Raw genomic sequence first — 17,307 nt, forward strand, 5'->3', positions numbered from 1 at the left:
TATGTCAGTAAAAGATATGATATTAGCGCTTTGCGTCGTGGTGGCCTGGGGCGTGAACTTTGTGGTGATTAAGCTGGGCTTGCAGGGGATGCCGCCCTTTTTGCTCGCCGGGCTGCGTTTTGCGCTGGTGGTTTTCCCGGCAATTCTCGTGGTGAAACGACCGCAGGTGCCGCTGCGCTGGTTATTAGCTTACGGTATGACTATCAGCTTCGGTCAATTCGCCCTGCTTTTTCTGGCAATTAAACTCGGCATGCCTGCCGGGCTGGCCTCGCTGGTATTACAGGCGCAAGCGTTTTTCACCATTCTGCTCGGCGCGCTGCTGCTGGCGGAAAAGCTGCGCTGGAATCACATAGCTGGCGTGTTGGTCGCCACCGTCGGCATGTTTATTCTGGCAACCGCCGGGATGGAAGGTCAGGCTACGGCCGGGATTACGCTGACCACCATGATGCTGACGCTGGCGGCGGCGCTCTCCTGGGGGCTGGGCAACATCAGCAACAAAGTGATTATGCGCAACCGCAGCGTACCGGTGCTGTCGCTGGTGGTCTGGAGCGCAATGGTGCCCGTCATCCCCTTCTTTATCTGCTCATGGTGGTTTGAGGGCGAACAGGCGATTATCAGCAGCCTGGTGCATATTTCGCTGCAAACGGTGCTGGCGCTGATTTATCTGGCTTTTATCGCCACTATTATTGGCTACGGAATCTGGGGCAACCTGCTCAGCCGCTATGAGACCTGGCGCGTGGCGCCGCTGTCGCTGCTGGTTCCGGTGGTTGGCATTCTCAGCGCCGCGATCGTGCTTGATGAGAGATTATCAGCCCAGCAGGTGATGGGCGCGGCGGTGGTGATCCTCGGGCTGCTGGTGAATATGTTTGGCGGTGTGCTGGGTCAGCGTCTGCGGGTTCGGCTGCAGCATTAACGCCATTGCGCGCAAAAAAAAACGCCGCTTCAGAGCGGCGTTCTTGTTTCTGTCAGGGGATCAGTTCAGGATTTCAATCCGACGCGGTTTCGCTTCTTCGGGGAGAATACGCTCCAAATCAATGCTCAACAGGCCATTCTCTAAACGCGCATCGCGTACGATGATGTGGTCAGCCAACTGAAATTTGCGCTCAAAGTTGCGCTCGGCGATACCCTGATACAGATATTTGCGCTCCGTCTGCTCTTCGGGATGCGCGCCACGCACAATCAGCACATTGTCGTGGGAAGTGATATCGAGTTCACTCTGCGCAAATCCTGCCACCGCAATGGTGATGCGGTAGTGGTTTTCATCCACCAGCTCAACATTGTACGGAGGATAGCCGCCATTAGTCTGGTTCTGATTCGCTTCAAGCAGGTTGAACAGACGATCAAAACCGATGGCAGAACGATAAAGCGGAGAGAGATCAAAATTACGCATAAAAAGACTCCTGATATTCAGCAAGTTTTGGCAACCTTCCACAATGGACAGGTTGTTCGATCGTTCAGCGCCCCTGTCGGCGGCAGCATTCATGACCGTGCTTTTAAAATGGGTGCATCCCCACCGCTTTCAAGTGATAAAGAGCAATTTTTTCAGCAAAACCGATGTAATGTCATACACTCAGGGGTAAGTTGACCTGGTAACGACGAAGATCACCACAGAGTGATGATGACGTCAGGCAAGCACACTCAGCCAGGCAACTGCCATGTCTGAAGGGATGATGAAAATGAATATGAAGAAACACTTTCCGCTGGCAGGGATGTTAGCTTTCTGCGCGTTAACGGCCACCGGCTGTTCCAGCGTAATGTCGCATACCGGCGCAAGCCAAGGTTATTATCCTGGCACGCGCGCCAGTGCTGAAATGCTGGTGGACAACAACACCAGCTGGGCGCTGCGGCCGCTGGCCCTGATCGATCTGCCTTTTTCGGCGGTGATGGATACCCTGCTTCTGCCATGGGATTACGCGCGCGCCGATAATGATAAAACTCTCGATTCGCCACGTGCCCGCGTACTGCAAAGCGAAAAGCTGGCGCGAACCGACGCTCATCTCGCTCAAGCCGCGCCAATGCCCGCTACGCTACAGTAACTGTAAACAGCTGGCGCCAGCCATCCACTTCGCGCATAAAGGCAATCTGCTGCCCATCCGGCGACCAAACCACGGCGTCGACGCCTGGCGACTGCGCGCTGCGCTCCGTCAGGCGCCTGCAGGCGTTGCTGCTGAGATGGTAAACCATCACGCTGTTATCACAGACAAAGGCGATGCTTCCGCCCTGCGGATGCCAGCTAAAAGCGGACTGAATGCTGCCCGGTAACTGCGTTCTCTGCTGTGGCGCGCCGCCGTTTGGCGACACCGTCCAGAGCTGAATAATTCCGTTATCGTCCGCCATGAGAAAAGCGATAGCGCTGCCGTCCGGCGCAGCGCGCAGCCAGTGGCGCGGTTGCAGAGCCAGCCCGCGGCTCCGGGTCAGCCGTTGTTGCCTGACGCCCGCCGGCGGCGCCGGCAGCCGCGTTTCGGTGCCTTCCAGCGGCGCGCTGCCTGCTTTGGCGTAGTCGGCCAGCGTTTCCGGCAGATCGACAATAAACACTTCCGGCACTTTTTCTCCCTGCGCGGATCGCGTATCGCCAATAAAAGCGATGGCCCAGCGCTGCCAGCTGCCGTCCGCTTTCTGATAGCCGCGATTGCCTACCCAACACTCTTCGTAAGCGCGATCGATCGCGTCGCTGCCAGGCTGCGGATCGCGTGTGGTTTCGCTCACCAGTACGCAGAAATGGCTGCCGTCATATTCCCGTGGGTGCTGCTTTGGCGGACAAACCGCATAGAGCGGCAGCGCCACGCCGACGTTACGCAGATCCTCGCGCGCGTCCCGTTCATGCATAACGTGGTCGTTATAGGTAAAGCTCAGGCGCGACCCGTCCGGGCTGAATACATGTACATGGGAGCCGCCGCGCAGCGCGCCCGGCGTGAAAGGTGGAGTGATATCGCAGGCGTCGAGGTTTTCCGCCACGCCATTCTGGATAATCACGCCACGGCGGTGATGAAAATCATAATGCCAGCGGGCGTCGGGATGTTCCGGTCCGTGAATGCAGACGTAGCGCGGCGGCAGGTCCGGGCTGACGGTAACCACGCCCACATGCGCGCCGTCACGCGCCTGGTAAAGCACCTCCAGCGCGCCGGTAGCGACATTGATCCGCTCAATGGTCAGGCCGGTAAATGACGCGCCGGAAGGACGTACGTCAAAGGCCAGCCACTGGCTGTCGGCGGTCCAGACGTTGATATTGGTGAGCTGATGATGGCGGTCGGCAAAGGTAAGTTGTTTTTCGCGCATGGGGCAACCCGATAAGAAAAGTTGCCCCACACGCTACGCCAAAGCGCCAAAAGATGCAGCCTTTTTACAGCACCAGTTCTTCAATGGCGTGCGCAACGCCATCTTCTATATTGGTTTTGGTAATAAACTGCGCGATCTTCTTCACCGAATCGATAGCGTTGCCCATTGCCACGCCAGTACCGGCATACTCAATCATTGCCAGGTCGTTTTCCTGATCGCCAATCGCCATTACCTCCTCCTGCTTCAGACCGAGCTTATCCGCCAGCATCTTCACGCCGTAGCCCTTGTTGACGCGCGGATCGAGAATTTCCAGATAGTAAGGCGCGCTTTTAAGAATGGTGTAGCTCTGCTGCGCTTTGGCAGGCAGACGCTGAATCGCCTTGTCCAGCAGCTCCGGCCTGTCAATCATCATCAGCTTGGGAAAACGCGTCGCGCGATCCATCTCTTCCACCGCGCGGTAACGTACCGGGATGCCGGTCAGGCTTGCTTCGTGGATGGTGTATTCGCTGATATCTTTGTTCGGCGTGTAGAGATGGGATTGGTCAAACGCCTGAAAGTGAACGCCCAGCTCGCGCGCCAGCTGCTCAATGTAGAGATAGTCGTCAAAACCGAGCGTGACTTCCGCCACGCAGTCACCGTTCTGCGCACGCTGCACCAGCGCGCCGTTATTGCTGATGCAGTACTGGCCCTCCTGCTGCAAATCCAGCTCCATCAGATAGCGCTCAACGCCGACGAATGGCCGACCGGTGGCCAGCACGATGGAAACGCCTTTATCGCGCGCGCGGTCAATTGCTGATTTTACCGCTGGTGTGATCAGATGCTGGGGATTCAGCAGCGTGCCGTCCATATCTATCGCAATCAGTTTTATCGCCATAACGTCCTCGTTAATTCAGGTTCGATTCAGGGTCTGCTTAAATGCTAGCGCGATTCAGCTCACATTGACCAGTTTATCGGCGATATCCGGACAATCGCCCGACGCGATTTGTAGGTAGTAACAGGGGGAAAATAACGCAGACAAAAAAAATCCCTTCCCGGTCGGGAAGGGATGATGACATCAGATATCGATATTTGCCGCTTTCAGGGCATTCTCTTCGATAAAGGCGCGGCGCGGTTCAACAGCATCGCCCATCAACGTGGTGAAGAGCTGATCCGCCGCGATAGCGTCTTTAATGGTAACGCGCAGCATACGGCGGCTGTCCGGATCCATAGTGGTTTCCCACAGCTGCTCCGGGTTCATCTCGCCCAGACCTTTGTAGCGCTGTACCGACAGGCCGCGACGCGACTCTTTCACCAGCCACTCAATCGCCTGCTCGAAGCTGGCGATCGGCTGACGGCGCTCGCCGCGCTCGATAAAGGCGTCCTCTTCGATCAGACCGCGCAGTTTTTCACCCAGGGTGCAGAGCTTACGGTACTCCGGCCCCTGAATGAATTCGCTGTCCAGCGGATAGTCGGTATCCACACCGTGCGTGCGTACGCGCAGAACCGGCTCAAACAGATGTTGTTCGCGGTTTTCGCGCACCTGCGCTACATAGGTGCTGCCGTGCGCTTCGCGCTCAGTCAGGTAAGCCACCAGCGTATCCAGCCAGGTTTTCACTGCGCTTTCGTCGCTGAGATCGCTTAGCGTCGGATGGTAAACCAGCGCGCGCAGCAGGGCGACAGGATAACGACGCTCCATACGCTTGATCATTTTCTGCGTGCTGTTGAATTCCGCCACCAGGTTTTCCAACGGTTCGCCGCCTAAGGCTGGCGCGCTGGCGTTAGCATGCAGCGTAGCGCCGTCGAGAGCGATAGCGATCTGATATTGATCCATCGCTTCATCATCTTTGATGTACTGCTCCTGCTTGCCTTTCTTCACTTTATACAGCGGCGGCTGGGCAATATAAACGTGGCCGCGCTCAATGATTTCCGGCATCTGGCGGTAGAAGAAGGTCAACAGCAGCGTACGGATGTGCGAGCCGTCGACATCCGCATCGGTCATGATAATGATGCTGTGGTAACGCAGTTTGTCCGGGTTGTACTCGTCGCGTCCGATGCCGCAGCCCAGCGCGGTAATCAGCGTAGCCACTTCCTGCGAAGAGAGCATCTTGTCGAAGCGCGCTTTCTCAACGTTCAGGATTTTGCCTTTCAGCGGCAGAATCGCCTGGTTTTTACGGTTACGACCCTGCTTGGCGGAACCGCCCGCAGAATCACCCTCCACCAGGTAGATTTCAGAATGCGCCGGATCGCGCTCCTGACAGTCGGCCAGCTTGCCCGGCAATCCCGCCAGGTCCAGCGCGCCTTTACGACGCGTCATTTCACGGGCGCGACGTGCCGCTTCACGCGCACGGGCGGCGTCGATGATTTTGCTTACCACAATTTTGGCGTCGTTCGGGTTTTCCAGCAGATATTCAACCAGACGTTCGTTCATCTGCGATTCCACTGCCGATTTCACCTCGGAAGAGACCAGCTTGTCTTTGGTCTGCGAGGAGAATTTCGGATCCGGCACTTTCACCGAGACCACGGCAATCAGACCTTCACGCGCATCGTCGCCGGTAGCGCTGATTTTGGCCTTTTTGCTGAAGCCTTCTTTGTCCATATAAGCGTTCAGGGTACGCGTCATCGCGGCACGGAAGCCTGCCAGGTGAGTACCGCCGTCGCGCTGCGGAATGTTATTGGTGAAGCAGTAGATGTTTTCCTGGAAACCGTCGTTCCACTGCAGCGCCACTTCCACACCGATGCCATCTTTTTCCGTAGTGAAATAAAACACGTTCGGGTGGATCGGGTTTTTGTTTTTGTTCAGGTATTCAACAAAGGCTTTGATGCCGCCTTCGTAGTGATAATGATCGCTCTTGTCATCGCGCTTGTCCTGAAGGCGAATAGAGACGCCGGAGTTCAGGAACGACAGCTCGCGCAGACGTTTGGCGAGGATTTCATATTCGAAGCTGGTAACGTTGGTAAAGGTCAGGTGGCTCGGCCAGAAACGCACGCGCGTGCCGGTCAGCTCGGTTTCGCCAACGATCGCCAGCGGCGCCTGCGGCACGCCGTGCACATAGGTCTGCTGATGCACGTTGCCTTCGCGGCGGATGGTCAGCTCCAGCTTTTCAGAGAGCGCGTTCACCACCGACACGCCAACGCCGTGCAGGCCGCCGGACACTTTATAGGAGTTATCGTCAAACTTACCGCCCGCGTGCAGCACGGTCATGATCACTTCCGCCGCCGAGATACCCTCTTCTTCATGGATACCGGTGGGAATACCACGACCATCATCCTGTACCGATACGGAGTTATCGGCATGGATGGTCACGACAATCTCTTTACAGTGACCCGCGAGCGCTTCGTCGATGGCGTTATCCACGACCTCGAATACCATGTGATGCAGACCGGTGCCGTCATCCGTATCGCCGATATACATACCCGGGCGTTTGCGTACCGCATCAAGCCCTTTCAGAACTTTGATACTTGAGGAGTCATAAGAATTCGACATCAACGTTTCTCGCTCATTTAATCTTCAGGTTGAACCACTATTTTACCCTGTTCCACGCGGAACATCTTGCCCTTTTCATCACTCATATCGATAACGTGTTCGGTTCCGATGGCACTGACGAAAACCTGCGCCTGCGTGGCTTTCAGACGATCTGCCAACAGGCGTCGGCGACGCTCATCCAGCTCGGAAGCGAAGTCATCGATCAGGTAAAGGCAGCGGCGTCCGCTATGGCGCGTCAGGTATTCTCCCTGCGCCAGGCGTAACGCGCACATCAACAGCTTGAGCTGTCCGCGTGAGAGTAAATCTTCCACCGGCGTGCCGTCGGCGCGGATGCGAAAATCCGCCTTATGCGGCCCGCTGGCGGTATAGGTGAGCGCGCGATCGCGCTCGAAATTGCGTTCCAGCAACGTAAAGTAATCGCTCTCTTTGTCCCAGCCGCGCTGGAACGAGAAGGCGAGTTGAAACTCAGGTAAAAACTGAGCGCAGGTGGCGGTAATGTCTGCCGCGATCGCCTCGCTGTATTCGGCGCGCCACTGGCTGATTTGTTCCGCCAGCGGCACCAACTCCTGATCCCATGCGCGGATCTGGCTGTAGCGCGTCACTTGACGCAGCGCGGCGTTACGCTGTTTCAGCAGCCGACGCAGATTGCTCCAGGCGTTGAAGAAACCAGGCGAGTTATGGAAGCAGCCCCAGTCGATGTAGGCTCTACGGTATTTGGGGCCGCCGTTGAGCAAAGTAAACCCCTCCGGGGTAATTAATTGCATCGGCAGCAGCTGGGCCAGTTCGGCGATCTTATGGCCGTCGCTGCCGTCGATACGCACCTTGCTGTCGCCGGCCCGGTTTTTACTCAGCCCCAGCGACATCTCGCGTTCGTTATTCTCAACGCGCCCGTGCAGCACAAACGCCTGCTGATCGTGGCGAATCACGCGCCCCGCCTGCAGGCTACGGAACGCACGACCATGACCGAGGGTATAAATCGCTTCCAGCACGCTGGTTTTGCCGCTGCCGTTGGCCCCAATCAGGAAATTAAATCCCGGCGCCAGCGCCAGATCGGCCTGTTCGATGTTGCGGAAATCTTTAATCAGAAGGCGGGTTAAAGCCATGAATCAATCCAACGCTGGAAGTGTGGCAAGTGGTGGCGCTTTGGGTTTTGACTTTTTTACCCAACCAGGCCGTCGGCGTCGCAGCCAGTCCGGTTACGGCCAGCGCGCAGGACACGGGAGCATACTAAAGTATGTGACCGTGGACGAGCACTGCCCGGGACCGGAATGGCAAGTAAGCCAGGCCGATATAGTCTACAAGCGCATAGGCATCACGACATAGGCCGCCGCCGGGCTCGCCACATCTTCAATCTGCACACTGGAAACGGAATCGGTCAGCAGCAAACGCACATTTTCGCACTTCAGCGCATTAAGCACATCCAGCACGTAGCTGACGTTAAAGCCGATCTCCAGATCGCTGCCGTTGTAGGAGACATCCAGCATCTCTTCCGCCTCTTCCTGTTCCGGGTTATTAGCGGTGATCTTCAGCTGATTTTCGGTGATATAGAGGCGAACGCCGCGGAACTTCTCATTCGACAAAATTGCCGCGCGGGCAAAAGCCTGTTTCAGCAGATCGCAGCCCGATTCCAGCGCTTTGTCGGGATTCTTCGGCAATACGCGGCGATAATCGGGGAAACGGCCATCAACCAGCTTGGACGTAAAGATAAAGTCGCCAACGTGCGCGCGAATGTTGCTGCTGCCGATTTGCACCTGTAACGGCGTATCGCCGCCGTCCAGCAGACGCACCAGCTCAACCACCCCTTTGCGCGGCACGATCACCGAATGGTTCGGCAAAGCCTGACCGACAGGCATCGAGCAGACCGCCAGACGGTGTCCGTCTGTGGCCACGGTGCGCAGCTCTTCGCCTTCGGTTTCAAACAGCATGCCGTTGAGGTAGTAGCGCACATCCTGATGCGCCATGGAGAACTGCGTCGCCTCAATCAGACGCTTCAGCGTCGCCTGCGGCAGGGTAAATTCCACCTCGCTCTGCCAGTCATCCAGATTCGGGAAGTCACTGGCTGGCAGGGTAGAGAGCGAAAAACGGCTGCGCCCCGAGCGCACCAGCATTCTGTCCCCTTCCAGCGTGATGTTGATCTCCGCGCCTTCCGGCAGACCGCGGCAGATATCGAGAAACTTACGCGCCGGCACGGTGGTCGCGCCTGGCTCGTGCGGCTGCGTCAGCGCGACGCGCGCCACCATTTCCATTTCCAGATCGGTGCCGGTCAGTAATAAAGTGCCGTCATTGACCTGCATCAACAGGTTGCCGAGGATCGGCAGCGTAGGACGTCCGCCCAACGGGCCGCTGACCTGTTGCAGGGGTTTAAGCAACTGCTCACGTTCAACAATAAATTTCATAGCGTCAGGAAGATAATGTTCTGATGAGATTAGAGAAATCTTCTTTGATATCGTGGCTCTCTTCACGCAGCTGCTCGATTTTACGGCAGGCGTGAAGCACCGTGGTGTGGTCGCGGCCACCGAATGCATCGCCGATTTCCGGCAGGCTGTGGTTCGTCAGCTCTTTCGCCATCGCCATCGCCATCTGGCGCGGACGGGCAACGGAACGCGAACGGCGTTTAGACAGCAGATCGGCCACTTTGATTTTGTAGTATTCGGCTACCGTTTTCTGGATGTTGTCGATGGTGACCAGTTTTTCCTGCAGCGCCAGCAAGTCGCGCAGGGCTTCACGCACAAAATCGATGGTAATGGCGCGGCCGGTAAAGTTGGCGTTGGCGATCACGCGATTCAGCGCTCCTTCCAGCTCACGCACATTAGAACGCAGGCGCTTGGCGATAAAGAACGCCACTTCGCCCGGCAGGCGGATGTCGTTCTCGTCCGCCTTCTTCATCAGGATCGCCACGCGCGTTTCCAGCTCCGGCGGTTCGATCGCCACCGTCAAACCCCAGCCGAAGCGGGATTTCAGGCGATCTTCCACGCCGTTAATCTCTTTAGGATAACGATCCGACGTCAGGATGATCTGCTGATTGCCTTCCAGCAGTGCGTTAAAGGTGTGGAAAAACTCTTCCTGCGAGCGCTCTTTATTAGCAAAGAACTGAATATCATCGATCAGCAGCGCATCGACCGAACGGTAGTAGCGCTTAAACTCTTCAATGGCGTTGTTCTGTAACGCCTTGACCATATCCTGCACGAAGCGCTCGGAATGCATGTAAACTACTTTCGCATTAGGCTTACGCGCGATGATGCCGTTACCCACCGCGTGCAGCAGGTGAGTTTTCCCCAGGCCGGTACCGCCATAGAGAAACAAGGGGTTATAGGCGCCGCCCGGATTGTCCGCGACCTGACGCGCCGCCGCGCGCGCCAGCTGGTTCGATTTACCTTCCACGAAGTTATCGAAGTTATGACGACTGTTTACATTAGAGCGGTAGGTGACGTCGGCCGGAGCGGGCACATTGTCCCAGCTTGGACGGAGATTTTGCACCGGCGCCGGACGCACTTCCGGACGTGTCGGCACGTTGACGCTGGCCATTACTGGCTGGCTGATCGCCGCCTGCGCCACCGGGCGCGTGCCCACTTCAAAGCGCAGCAACGGCACATCTCTGCCGCAAAATTCGTTCAGCAGCCCATTGATACTGTTGAGATATTTATCCCGAACCCAGTCGAGTACAAACCGATTTGGTGCATATAAGGCGAGCGTATTGTCGTTTAACTCAGCCTGAAGCGGACGGATCCACATGCTGAATTCGGTGGCAGGTAACTCATCCTGCAAACGGGCAAGACACTGTTGCCAAAGCGTAAGTGACACGGCGGACTCCACTCGTACAAAATCGATAAGATAGTAGGCGCTAATAAAGAAACGTTCATATTTGACACAGACGAAAGAAAGCGCCTGCGACCGCTATCAGCGGTTGTTCCGCACAGCGATCGCATCAGGATCATCATCGGAAGGGGCGGATCATAACGCAAAGCGAGGCAGAGATCTTCCCTTTCTACACAGTTTTGCTGCAATTTATCCACAGGATAGCAGCGAGCAGTTCAGTTTACGCCAGCCGGGTAAAAAGACATCAGGGATCGTGGCGAAACATGTAATTTTTCTGGTCAGCTCTCGTTTTCTTCGCAACCATCTTGCAAAGCGATCGAAAGAAGATCCTGAACGATCCTTGCGCTTTAAACAGGAGGCCGTATAATTCTCCCCCCGGCGTTGTACGTCTTTACCCGACTGCCGGCTTCAGCGGGCTGTATCGGGGCATCCAGGTACCGCGACCAGCGAAGTAAATTGACTCCGGACTGTACAATTATTACAATCCCGCCTCTTTATTAAAGACACACTGAGGCGTTGGTCCTTTTACTGGCCCAAAACGCGTCACCAAGTGAAAATTTTCAAGTTTAGGTAGAAATCGCCATGAAACGCACTTTTCAACCGTCCGTACTGAAGCGCAACCGTTCTCACGGCTTCCGTGCACGTATGGCTACAAAAAATGGTCGTCAGGTTCTGGCACGTCGTCGTGCTAAAGGCCGCGCTCGTCTGACCGTTTCTAAGTAATAAAAGCTAACCCTCGTGGTTAAGCTCGCATTTCCCAGGGAGTTACGTTTGTTAACTCCCACTCATTTCACTTTCGTCTTCCAGCAGCCACAAAGGGCTGGCACGCCGCAAATCACCATCCTCGGCCGCCTGAACTCGCTGGGGCATCCCCGCATCGGTCTTACCGTCGCCAAAAAACATGTGAAACGCGCCCACGAACGCAACCGGATCAAGCGATTGACCCGCGAAAGCTTTCGTCTGCGTCAGCATGAACTGCCAGCAATGGATTTTGTGGTCGTGGCGAAAAAAGGCGTTGCGGATCTCGATAACCGTGCGCTGGCGGAAGCGTTGGAGAAATTATGGCGTCGTCACTGTCGCCTGGCGCGCGGCTCCTGATCGTTCTGATACGCGTTTATCAACGCGCCATCAGTCCACTGCTGGGACCTCACTGTCGCTTTCAGCCAACCTGCTCGCAATACGGTATTGAGGCGTTGCGCAGGTTTGGCGTGATAAAAGGCAGTTGGTTGACGATAAAACGCGTATTAAAATGCCACCCTTTGAACCCGGGTGGCGACGATCCGGTGCCGCCAAAAACCGACAATAACAGAGAACATTAACGATGGATTCGCAACGCAATCTTTTTCTCATCGCTTTTCTGTTCGTGTCTTTTATGATCTGGCAAGCCTGGCAGACGGACCATGCTCCGCAGCCTCAGCAGACCCAGACCACGCAAAACACGAGCAGCACAGCGGGTGATGCCGCCAGTCAGGGCGTTCCAGCCAGCGGCCAGGGCAGAACGATCACCGTTAAGACCGACGTCCTGTCTATTAACATCAACACCCGTGGTGGCGATATTGAGCAGGCACAGCTGCTGACCTATCCGGATAAACTGGGTTCTGCGCAGCCGTTCCAGCTGCTGGAAACCACGCCGGCGTTCCTGTACCAGGCGCAAAGCGGCCTGACCGGTCGCAACGGTCCGGATAACCCGAACAACGGCGCGCGTCCGCTGTACAACAGTGACCAGGATCACTTTGAGATGGCGGATGGCCAGACCGAGCTGCGCGTGCCGCTGACCTGGACCGCTGAAAATGGCGTGGCGTATACCAAAACCTTCGTGTTTAAGCGTGGCGAATATGCCGTTAACGTCGACTATCACATCAACAACGCCACCCAGCAGCCGCTGGAAGTATCGATGTTTGGTCAGTTGAAGCAGACCATCGATCTGCCGAAGCATCGTGATACCGGCAACAACAACTTTGCTCTGCATACCTTCCGCGGCGCGGCTTACTCCACCAGCGACGAGAAGTATGAGAAATATAAGTTCGATAACATCGCTGACAATGAGAACCTGAACATCACCACCGCTAACGGCTGGGTGGCGATGCTGCAGCAATATTTTGCTACCGCATGGGTTCCGCGCACCCAGGGCACCAACACGCTTTACACCAGCAACCTGGGCAACGGCGTGGCGGCAGTGGGATATAAATCGGCGCCGGTGACGGTTGCCGCAGGCGCGCAGCAGGATCTCGGCGCGACCTTGTGGGTCGGCCCGGAAATTCAGGACAAGATGGCCGCCGTAGCGCCGCATCTTGATCTGACCGTGGATTATGGCTGGCTGTGGTTTATTTCTCAGCCGCTGTTCAAGCTGCTGAAGTTCCTGCACAGCTTTATCGGTAACTGGGGCTTCTCGATTATCGTTATCACCTTCATCGTGCGCGGCATCATGTACCCGCTGACCAAAGCGCAGTACACCTCGATGGCGAAGATGCGTATGCTGCAGCCGAAAATTCAGGCGATGCGTGAGCGTTTGGGCGACGACAAGCAGAAGATGAGCCAGGAGATGATGGCGCTCTACAAATCGGAGAAGGTTAACCCGCTGGGTGGCTGTCTGCCGTTAGTGATTCAGATGCCGATCTTCCTTGCGCTCTACTATATGCTGAGCGGCTCGATCGAGCTGCGTCACGCGCCGTTCGCGCTGTGGATTCATGACCTGTCCGCACAGGACCCTTACTACATCCTGCCGATCCTGATGGGCATTACCATGTTCTTCATCCAGAAGATGTCGCCGACCACGGTGACGGATCCGATGCAGCAGAAGATCATGACCTTTATGCCGGTAATTTTCACCGTGTTCTTCCTGTGGTTCCCGGCAGGTCTGGTGCTTTACTATATCGTGAGTAACCTGGTGACCATTATCCAGCAGCAGCTGATCTATCGCGGCCTGGAAAAACGCGGCCTGCACAGCCGCGACAAGAAGAAAGCGTAATCTCCTCACCTTTCAGCCAGCAGCCCGACGGTTGCAATTTGAGAGATGAAGGGTATAAAGGCGGTCAAAGCGACCGCCTTCTTTTTTTATGTAGTGAGAGAAAATTTATGAGCCACAGCGATACTATCGTCGCCCAGGCGACGCCACCCGGACGCGGCGGCGTCGGCATCCTGCGCATTTCCGGCACCAGAGCGGCCGAGGTGGCACAGCAGGTGCTGGGTAAACTTCCTAAGCCCCGCTACGCCGATTATCTGCCGTTTAAAGATGCGGATGGCGGCGTGCTGGATCAGGGCATCGCGCTGTGGTTTCCGGGTCCCAATTCCTTTACCGGTGAAGATGTGCTGGAGCTACAGGGTCATGGCGGACCGGTGATCCTCGATCTGCTTTTGAAGCGCATCGTGGCGCTGCCGGGGGTGCGTATCGCACAGCCGGGCGAGTTTTCCGAGCGCGCCTTTCTGAACGATAAGCTCGATCTGGCGCAGGCTGAAGCCATTGCCGACCTGATTGATGCCAGCTCGGAGCAGGCGGCGCGCTCCGCCGTAAACTCTCTGCAAGGGGTATTTTCCAGCCGGGTGAATAACCTGGTGGAAGCACTTACTCACCTGCGCATCTATGTGGAAGCGGCCATCGATTTCCCGGACGAGGAGATCGATTTCCTTTCCGACGGCAAAATTGAAGCCCAGCTAAACAATGTCATCGCCGATCTCGACGGCGTGCGTGCCGAAGCGCGCCAGGGCAGCCTGCTGCGGGAAGGGATGAAAGTGGTGATCGCCGGTCGCCCTAACGCCGGTAAATCGAGCCTGCTGAACGCGCTGGCGGGCCGCGAGGCGGCTATCGTGACGGATATCGCAGGCACCACGCGCGACGTGCTGCGCGAGCATATCCACATCGACGGCATGCCGCTGCATATCATCGATACCGCCGGGCTGCGCGAAGCCAGCGACGAGGTCGAACGCATCGGTATCGAGCGCGCCTGGCAGGAGATTGAGCAGGCGGATCGCGTGCTGTTTATGGTCGACGGCACGACCACGGACGCTACCGAAGCAGCGGTGATCTGGCCCGATTTTGTTTCGCGTCTTCCCGACGCCCTGCCGATTACGGTTGTGCGCAATAAGGCGGATGTTACTGGCGAAACCCTGGGCATAAGCGAAGTAAATGGTCACTCACTTATTCGTCTCTCGGCGCGTACCGGCGAAGGCATTGAGGTGCTGCGCGACCATCTCAAGCAGAGCATGGGTTTTGCCGGCAATATGGAAGGTGGCTTTCTGGCGCGTCGACGCCATCTGCAGGCGCTGGAGTTAGCGGCTATTCACTTACAACAGGGAAAAGCCCAATTGCTGGGTGCCCGGGCGGGCGAGCTGCTGGCGGAAGAGCTACGCCTGGCGCAGCAGGCGTTAAGCGAAATTACCGGTGAATTTACTTCCGATGATTTGCTGGGACGGATTTTCTCCAGCTTCTGTATCGGGAAGTGATGCGGCAAAGCGAATCATAAAAGATACAGCAGCGGCCATGGCCGCTGCTGTTATCGCTATTTTAAAATGATCTTATCGTTTTCCCGATCGTGTAGAAATTTTGCAGCCAAATCGATGGGATAAGGATTCCAATAAATTAACCCGTGGATTTCAAACTGCAACATACCATTTTTAAATGCCTTTTCCTGTTTATCCGGCAAAGTGACCCGCAGTGATTCAGGAATGACTCGTGGTTCGAATCGTAAAATCGCTTCACGGAAATTTTTTTCCGTTACCGTCCAGTCGTGCTGCGTAGGATGCGTCCCGGTTACCGGCCTGATCCCATAGTTGACCACCGACTCGGCCACATAATGATGGCGTTCTGCCTCAAGGCGATCTTCAATGTTGGTACTGTTCAGGATTGCCAGAACGTCTCGTAAAACAACGGAACGCATCTCGCTGGCATTAAAGAAAAACCGGTCGAAACGTTCCTGCTGCGCTTTAGGCTGATCGTCCAGCAAACGATCCAGCAGGGTCGGCAAAAATTGTTTTCTGAGTTCCATCACGGCGTACAGGTTCAGACAAAGTTAACGCGATCGATTTCAAACAGTGAAAATTCATTCTGATCGGTAATCAGAACTTTTCGACCCGCCCCTATTGCCAGAACGTCCGTCATTGAGCTCCATTCTGTCCGGTTGCCCAGTTTGACAGATGGGTCCATATCCTGTCCGACCGGATAGCGTGCGGGTATAAAGCCATAAAAGGTTTCGCCATTGACCACTAGCTGCGCCTGTGCCCAAATTAGCTCCAGCGTATCCTGCGGAACGCGCACGCTCATCGACTGAATCTCGCTAAAAGGAATCCAACGGTAGCCGCCAGCGCTAATAAATTCACAAACCGGCCCCAGTCGTGAATCACTGTCCACCAGCCAGCTAAAGGAACCGGTGTGCGGGCCTTCGCCGCCTTTTTCAGGTGTTTCACTGAAAGCATTGAGGCGCAGCTCGTCGGAGCGCTCAATATCACCGTCATGCCAGGCTTTATTCGCCTGCTGCAGTTTTTCCATCCAGGGCGGCGGGCATTTATCCAGCGTACCCGCGCTTTTTTGACCAGCCAGCACCTGCTCGCGCAGCATTTCGCTAAGTACCAGGTTCTTATAGAGTTCGATCTGTTTTTTGTCGCTGCTGTCCAGCATCAGCGTAGTCTCAAGTTGCAGCATGGCTTTTTCCCATGCGCCCTCGATGCAATACAGTTTAAACAGGACTTCCCGTAAGGTAATATCATCTGGCTTATTTTTTACCTGACGCAATATATCCTGCGTCATTTCGTCCAGAGATTTTTCGTTTAAAATTTCATTAAGCTTCAAATATTGCTGCATGGTTTACTCCCTGTGGGTTATATTTTGCTATCCAGGCCCGGCTGATAAAGATCGTGATAGACCAGGTTTGATACTCTCTTTTTGTTGCCAGGTAAAATACTTTCAGGCGCTAAAATCTTCAGCAAATCGTACTGCTCTTCCTCCGGCTGAAACTCCTCTGAATCAAAGTTATCATCCAGTTCGGCAAGAACCTTTTCAATTAACGCGGAGGTTTCAAAAATACACTCGGTTATGGTTTTCTCTTTCTGACCCTCTCGAATTTGCTCAAAAAGCGGATCAACGCCAGAGACAATATAGCTTTGTTCAGCCTCAGTGTAGTTTTCCCGACGCTGCTCATCGAGAATCAAATACTTCTTATATTCGAACTCCAGATTTTTTAGAATAGCTTCTTCGTTTATTTCGCCAATTTTTTCAATAAGCGAGCTTTCCATCGTAATAAGGTGATAGCCGCCCTGAGGTAAAATCTCTTCAACTTTCCCCATCCGTGCATGTTTTAACGGATTGATTAGCGGGTCATTGAAAAGTTCCGCGCTGAGATCGAAAGCCTCTGACGCGTTGGTCAGTAGCATAAATAACCCAGCCTGAATCATCATGCCTGACTGTAGAGGAATTCTTTTCTGATAAGCAAGAGGATGCTTATTAACAATGCACACATATTCTTCGCAGTGATTAACCATAACAGGTCCGGAGACGTTCCAGTAAAAATGGAGTGTTTCCCGATTAGCAGAAACTTTATCGGAAATAAATTCTCCGCTGTTGACGTCAAAACAGAGCGGTTTTTCAGCACAATAATTTTCGCTCAGGTAAAAAGCGTGTTGCTGTTCGGGCCAGGTTAATAACAGATTCATTATCACCAACTCTCTGTACAGACATAGCCTGAGCCTGTTACAGCAATCCCGCCATGACAGGTTACATCACCAATCCTGGCTACATTCGACATACTTCACCTCGCTAAATA

At 55.1% G+C, this 17,307-nt stretch carries 18 protein-coding genes; 8 read left to right on the forward strand and 10 right to left on the reverse strand.

Going from position 1 to position 17,307, the window contains the following annotated elements:
• Nucleotide 1 precedes the first annotated feature (1 nt).
• Nucleotides 2-913, forward strand: a complete 912-nt coding sequence (locus ABU178_RS18660) for an EamA family transporter (protein WP_397217710.1) — start codon at nucleotides 2-4, stop codon at nucleotides 911-913.
• 60 nt (nucleotides 914-973) lie between these two features.
• Here the strand turns inward: ABU178_RS18660 and ibpA are convergent, their stop codons facing one another.
• Nucleotides 974-1,390 carry a small heat shock chaperone IbpA gene (gene ibpA / locus ABU178_RS18665; RefSeq protein WP_397217712.1) on the reverse strand — a complete coding sequence of 139 codons (417 nt, stop codon included), beginning with the start codon at nucleotides 1,388-1,390 and terminating at the stop codon, nucleotides 974-976.
• Nucleotides 1,391-1,676: 286 nt separating this feature from the next.
• On the opposite strand from ibpA, the gene ABU178_RS18670 reads away from it, so the two are divergent.
• Nucleotides 1,677-2,036 (forward strand): YceK/YidQ family lipoprotein, encoded by a 360-nt coding sequence (locus ABU178_RS18670; protein WP_397217714.1) that lies wholly within the window; start codon nucleotides 1,677-1,679, stop codon nucleotides 2,034-2,036.
• Here ABU178_RS18670 and ABU178_RS18675 read toward each other — a convergent pair.
• The 6 genes from ABU178_RS18675 to dnaA form a co-directional block, all read right to left on the reverse strand.
• Nucleotides 2,023-3,276, reverse strand: a complete 1,254-nt coding sequence (locus ABU178_RS18675; protein ID WP_397217717.1) for a DUF3748 domain-containing protein — start codon at nucleotides 3,274-3,276, stop codon at nucleotides 2,023-2,025. The genes ABU178_RS18670 and ABU178_RS18675 overlap by 14 nt on opposite strands.
• A gap of 64 nt (nucleotides 3,277-3,340) precedes the next feature.
• Nucleotides 3,341-4,150 (reverse strand): sugar-phosphatase, encoded by an 810-nt coding sequence (gene yidA, locus ABU178_RS18680; protein ID WP_397217719.1) that lies wholly within the window; start codon nucleotides 4,148-4,150, stop codon nucleotides 3,341-3,343.
• A 180-nt stretch (nucleotides 4,151-4,330) separates the two neighbouring features.
• Nucleotides 4,331-6,739 (reverse strand): DNA topoisomerase (ATP-hydrolyzing) subunit B, encoded by a 2,409-nt coding sequence (gene gyrB, locus ABU178_RS18685; RefSeq protein ID WP_397217721.1) that lies wholly within the window; start codon nucleotides 6,737-6,739, stop codon nucleotides 4,331-4,333.
• A gap of 17 nt (nucleotides 6,740-6,756) precedes the next feature.
• The gene (gene recF, locus ABU178_RS18690; RefSeq protein ID WP_397217723.1) at nucleotides 6,757-7,842 is read right to left on the reverse strand and encodes a DNA replication/repair protein RecF; all 1,086 of its coding nucleotides are present in this window, start codon (nucleotides 7,840-7,842) and stop codon (nucleotides 6,757-6,759) included.
• Nucleotides 7,843-8,034: 192 nt separating this feature from the next.
• Nucleotides 8,035-9,135 carry a DNA polymerase III subunit beta gene (gene dnaN / locus ABU178_RS18695; RefSeq protein WP_397217725.1) on the reverse strand — a complete coding sequence of 367 codons (1,101 nt, stop codon included), beginning with the start codon at nucleotides 9,133-9,135 and terminating at the stop codon, nucleotides 8,035-8,037.
• A gap of 4 nt (nucleotides 9,136-9,139) precedes the next feature.
• Nucleotides 9,140-10,540: a chromosomal replication initiator protein DnaA gene (gene dnaA / locus ABU178_RS18700; RefSeq protein WP_397217727.1), complete on the reverse strand. Its 1,401-nt coding sequence runs from the start codon at nucleotides 10,538-10,540 to the stop codon at nucleotides 9,140-9,142.
• 61 nt (nucleotides 10,541-10,601) lie between these two features.
• On the opposite strand from dnaA, the gene ABU178_RS18705 reads away from it, so the two are divergent.
• From ABU178_RS18705 to mnmE, 6 genes are all read left to right on the forward strand, one after another.
• Complete coding sequence (locus ABU178_RS18705) at nucleotides 10,602-10,922, forward strand: hypothetical protein (protein WP_397217729.1); 321 nt, start codon at nucleotides 10,602-10,604, stop codon at nucleotides 10,920-10,922.
• A gap of 215 nt (nucleotides 10,923-11,137) precedes the next feature.
• The gene (gene rpmH, locus ABU178_RS18710; RefSeq protein WP_000831330.1) at nucleotides 11,138-11,278 is read left to right on the forward strand and encodes a 50S ribosomal protein L34; all 141 of its coding nucleotides are present in this window, start codon (nucleotides 11,138-11,140) and stop codon (nucleotides 11,276-11,278) included.
• 15 nt (nucleotides 11,279-11,293) lie between these two features.
• Nucleotides 11,294-11,653, forward strand: coding sequence for a ribonuclease P protein component (rnpA, locus tag ABU178_RS18715; RefSeq protein ID WP_036625704.1), 360 nt, complete (start codon nucleotides 11,294-11,296; stop codon nucleotides 11,651-11,653).
• Nucleotides 11,617-11,874 (forward strand): membrane protein insertion efficiency factor YidD, encoded by a 258-nt coding sequence (yidD, locus tag ABU178_RS18720; protein ID WP_397217747.1) that lies wholly within the window; start codon nucleotides 11,617-11,619, stop codon nucleotides 11,872-11,874. The genes rnpA and yidD overlap by 37 nt, the downstream gene beginning before the upstream one ends.
• A gap of 2 nt (nucleotides 11,875-11,876) precedes the next feature.
• Nucleotides 11,877-13,523 carry a membrane protein insertase YidC gene (yidC, locus tag ABU178_RS18725; RefSeq protein ID WP_397217749.1) on the forward strand — a complete coding sequence of 549 codons (1,647 nt, stop codon included), beginning with the start codon at nucleotides 11,877-11,879 and terminating at the stop codon, nucleotides 13,521-13,523.
• A 107-nt stretch (nucleotides 13,524-13,630) separates the two neighbouring features.
• Nucleotides 13,631-14,995: a tRNA uridine-5-carboxymethylaminomethyl(34) synthesis GTPase MnmE gene (gene mnmE / locus ABU178_RS18730; RefSeq protein WP_397217751.1), complete on the forward strand. Its 1,365-nt coding sequence runs from the start codon at nucleotides 13,631-13,633 to the stop codon at nucleotides 14,993-14,995.
• Nucleotides 14,996-15,051: 56 nt separating this feature from the next.
• Here the strand turns inward: mnmE and ABU178_RS18735 are convergent, their stop codons facing one another.
• From ABU178_RS18735 to ABU178_RS18745, 3 genes are read right to left on the reverse strand one after another with little or no spacing between them, the layout of a single operon-like run.
• Nucleotides 15,052-15,537, reverse strand: a complete 486-nt coding sequence (locus ABU178_RS18735) for a type VI secretion system baseplate subunit TssE (RefSeq protein ID WP_397217754.1) — start codon at nucleotides 15,535-15,537, stop codon at nucleotides 15,052-15,054.
• A 14-nt stretch (nucleotides 15,538-15,551) separates the two neighbouring features.
• Nucleotides 15,552-16,349: a type VI secretion system accessory protein TagJ gene (locus ABU178_RS18740; RefSeq protein WP_397217756.1), complete on the reverse strand. Its 798-nt coding sequence runs from the start codon at nucleotides 16,347-16,349 to the stop codon at nucleotides 15,552-15,554.
• Between the two features lie 17 nt (nucleotides 16,350-16,366).
• Nucleotides 16,367-17,197, reverse strand: coding sequence for a TagK domain-containing protein (locus ABU178_RS18745; RefSeq protein WP_397217759.1), 831 nt, complete (start codon nucleotides 17,195-17,197; stop codon nucleotides 16,367-16,369).
• Nucleotides 17,198-17,307: the final 110 nt, after the last annotated feature.

Origin of the sequence: Pantoea osteomyelitidis, assembly GCF_044342975.1 — a bacterium.
Taxonomy (GTDB): domain Bacteria; phylum Pseudomonadota; class Gammaproteobacteria; order Enterobacterales; family Enterobacteriaceae; genus Pantoea; species Pantoea osteomyelitidis.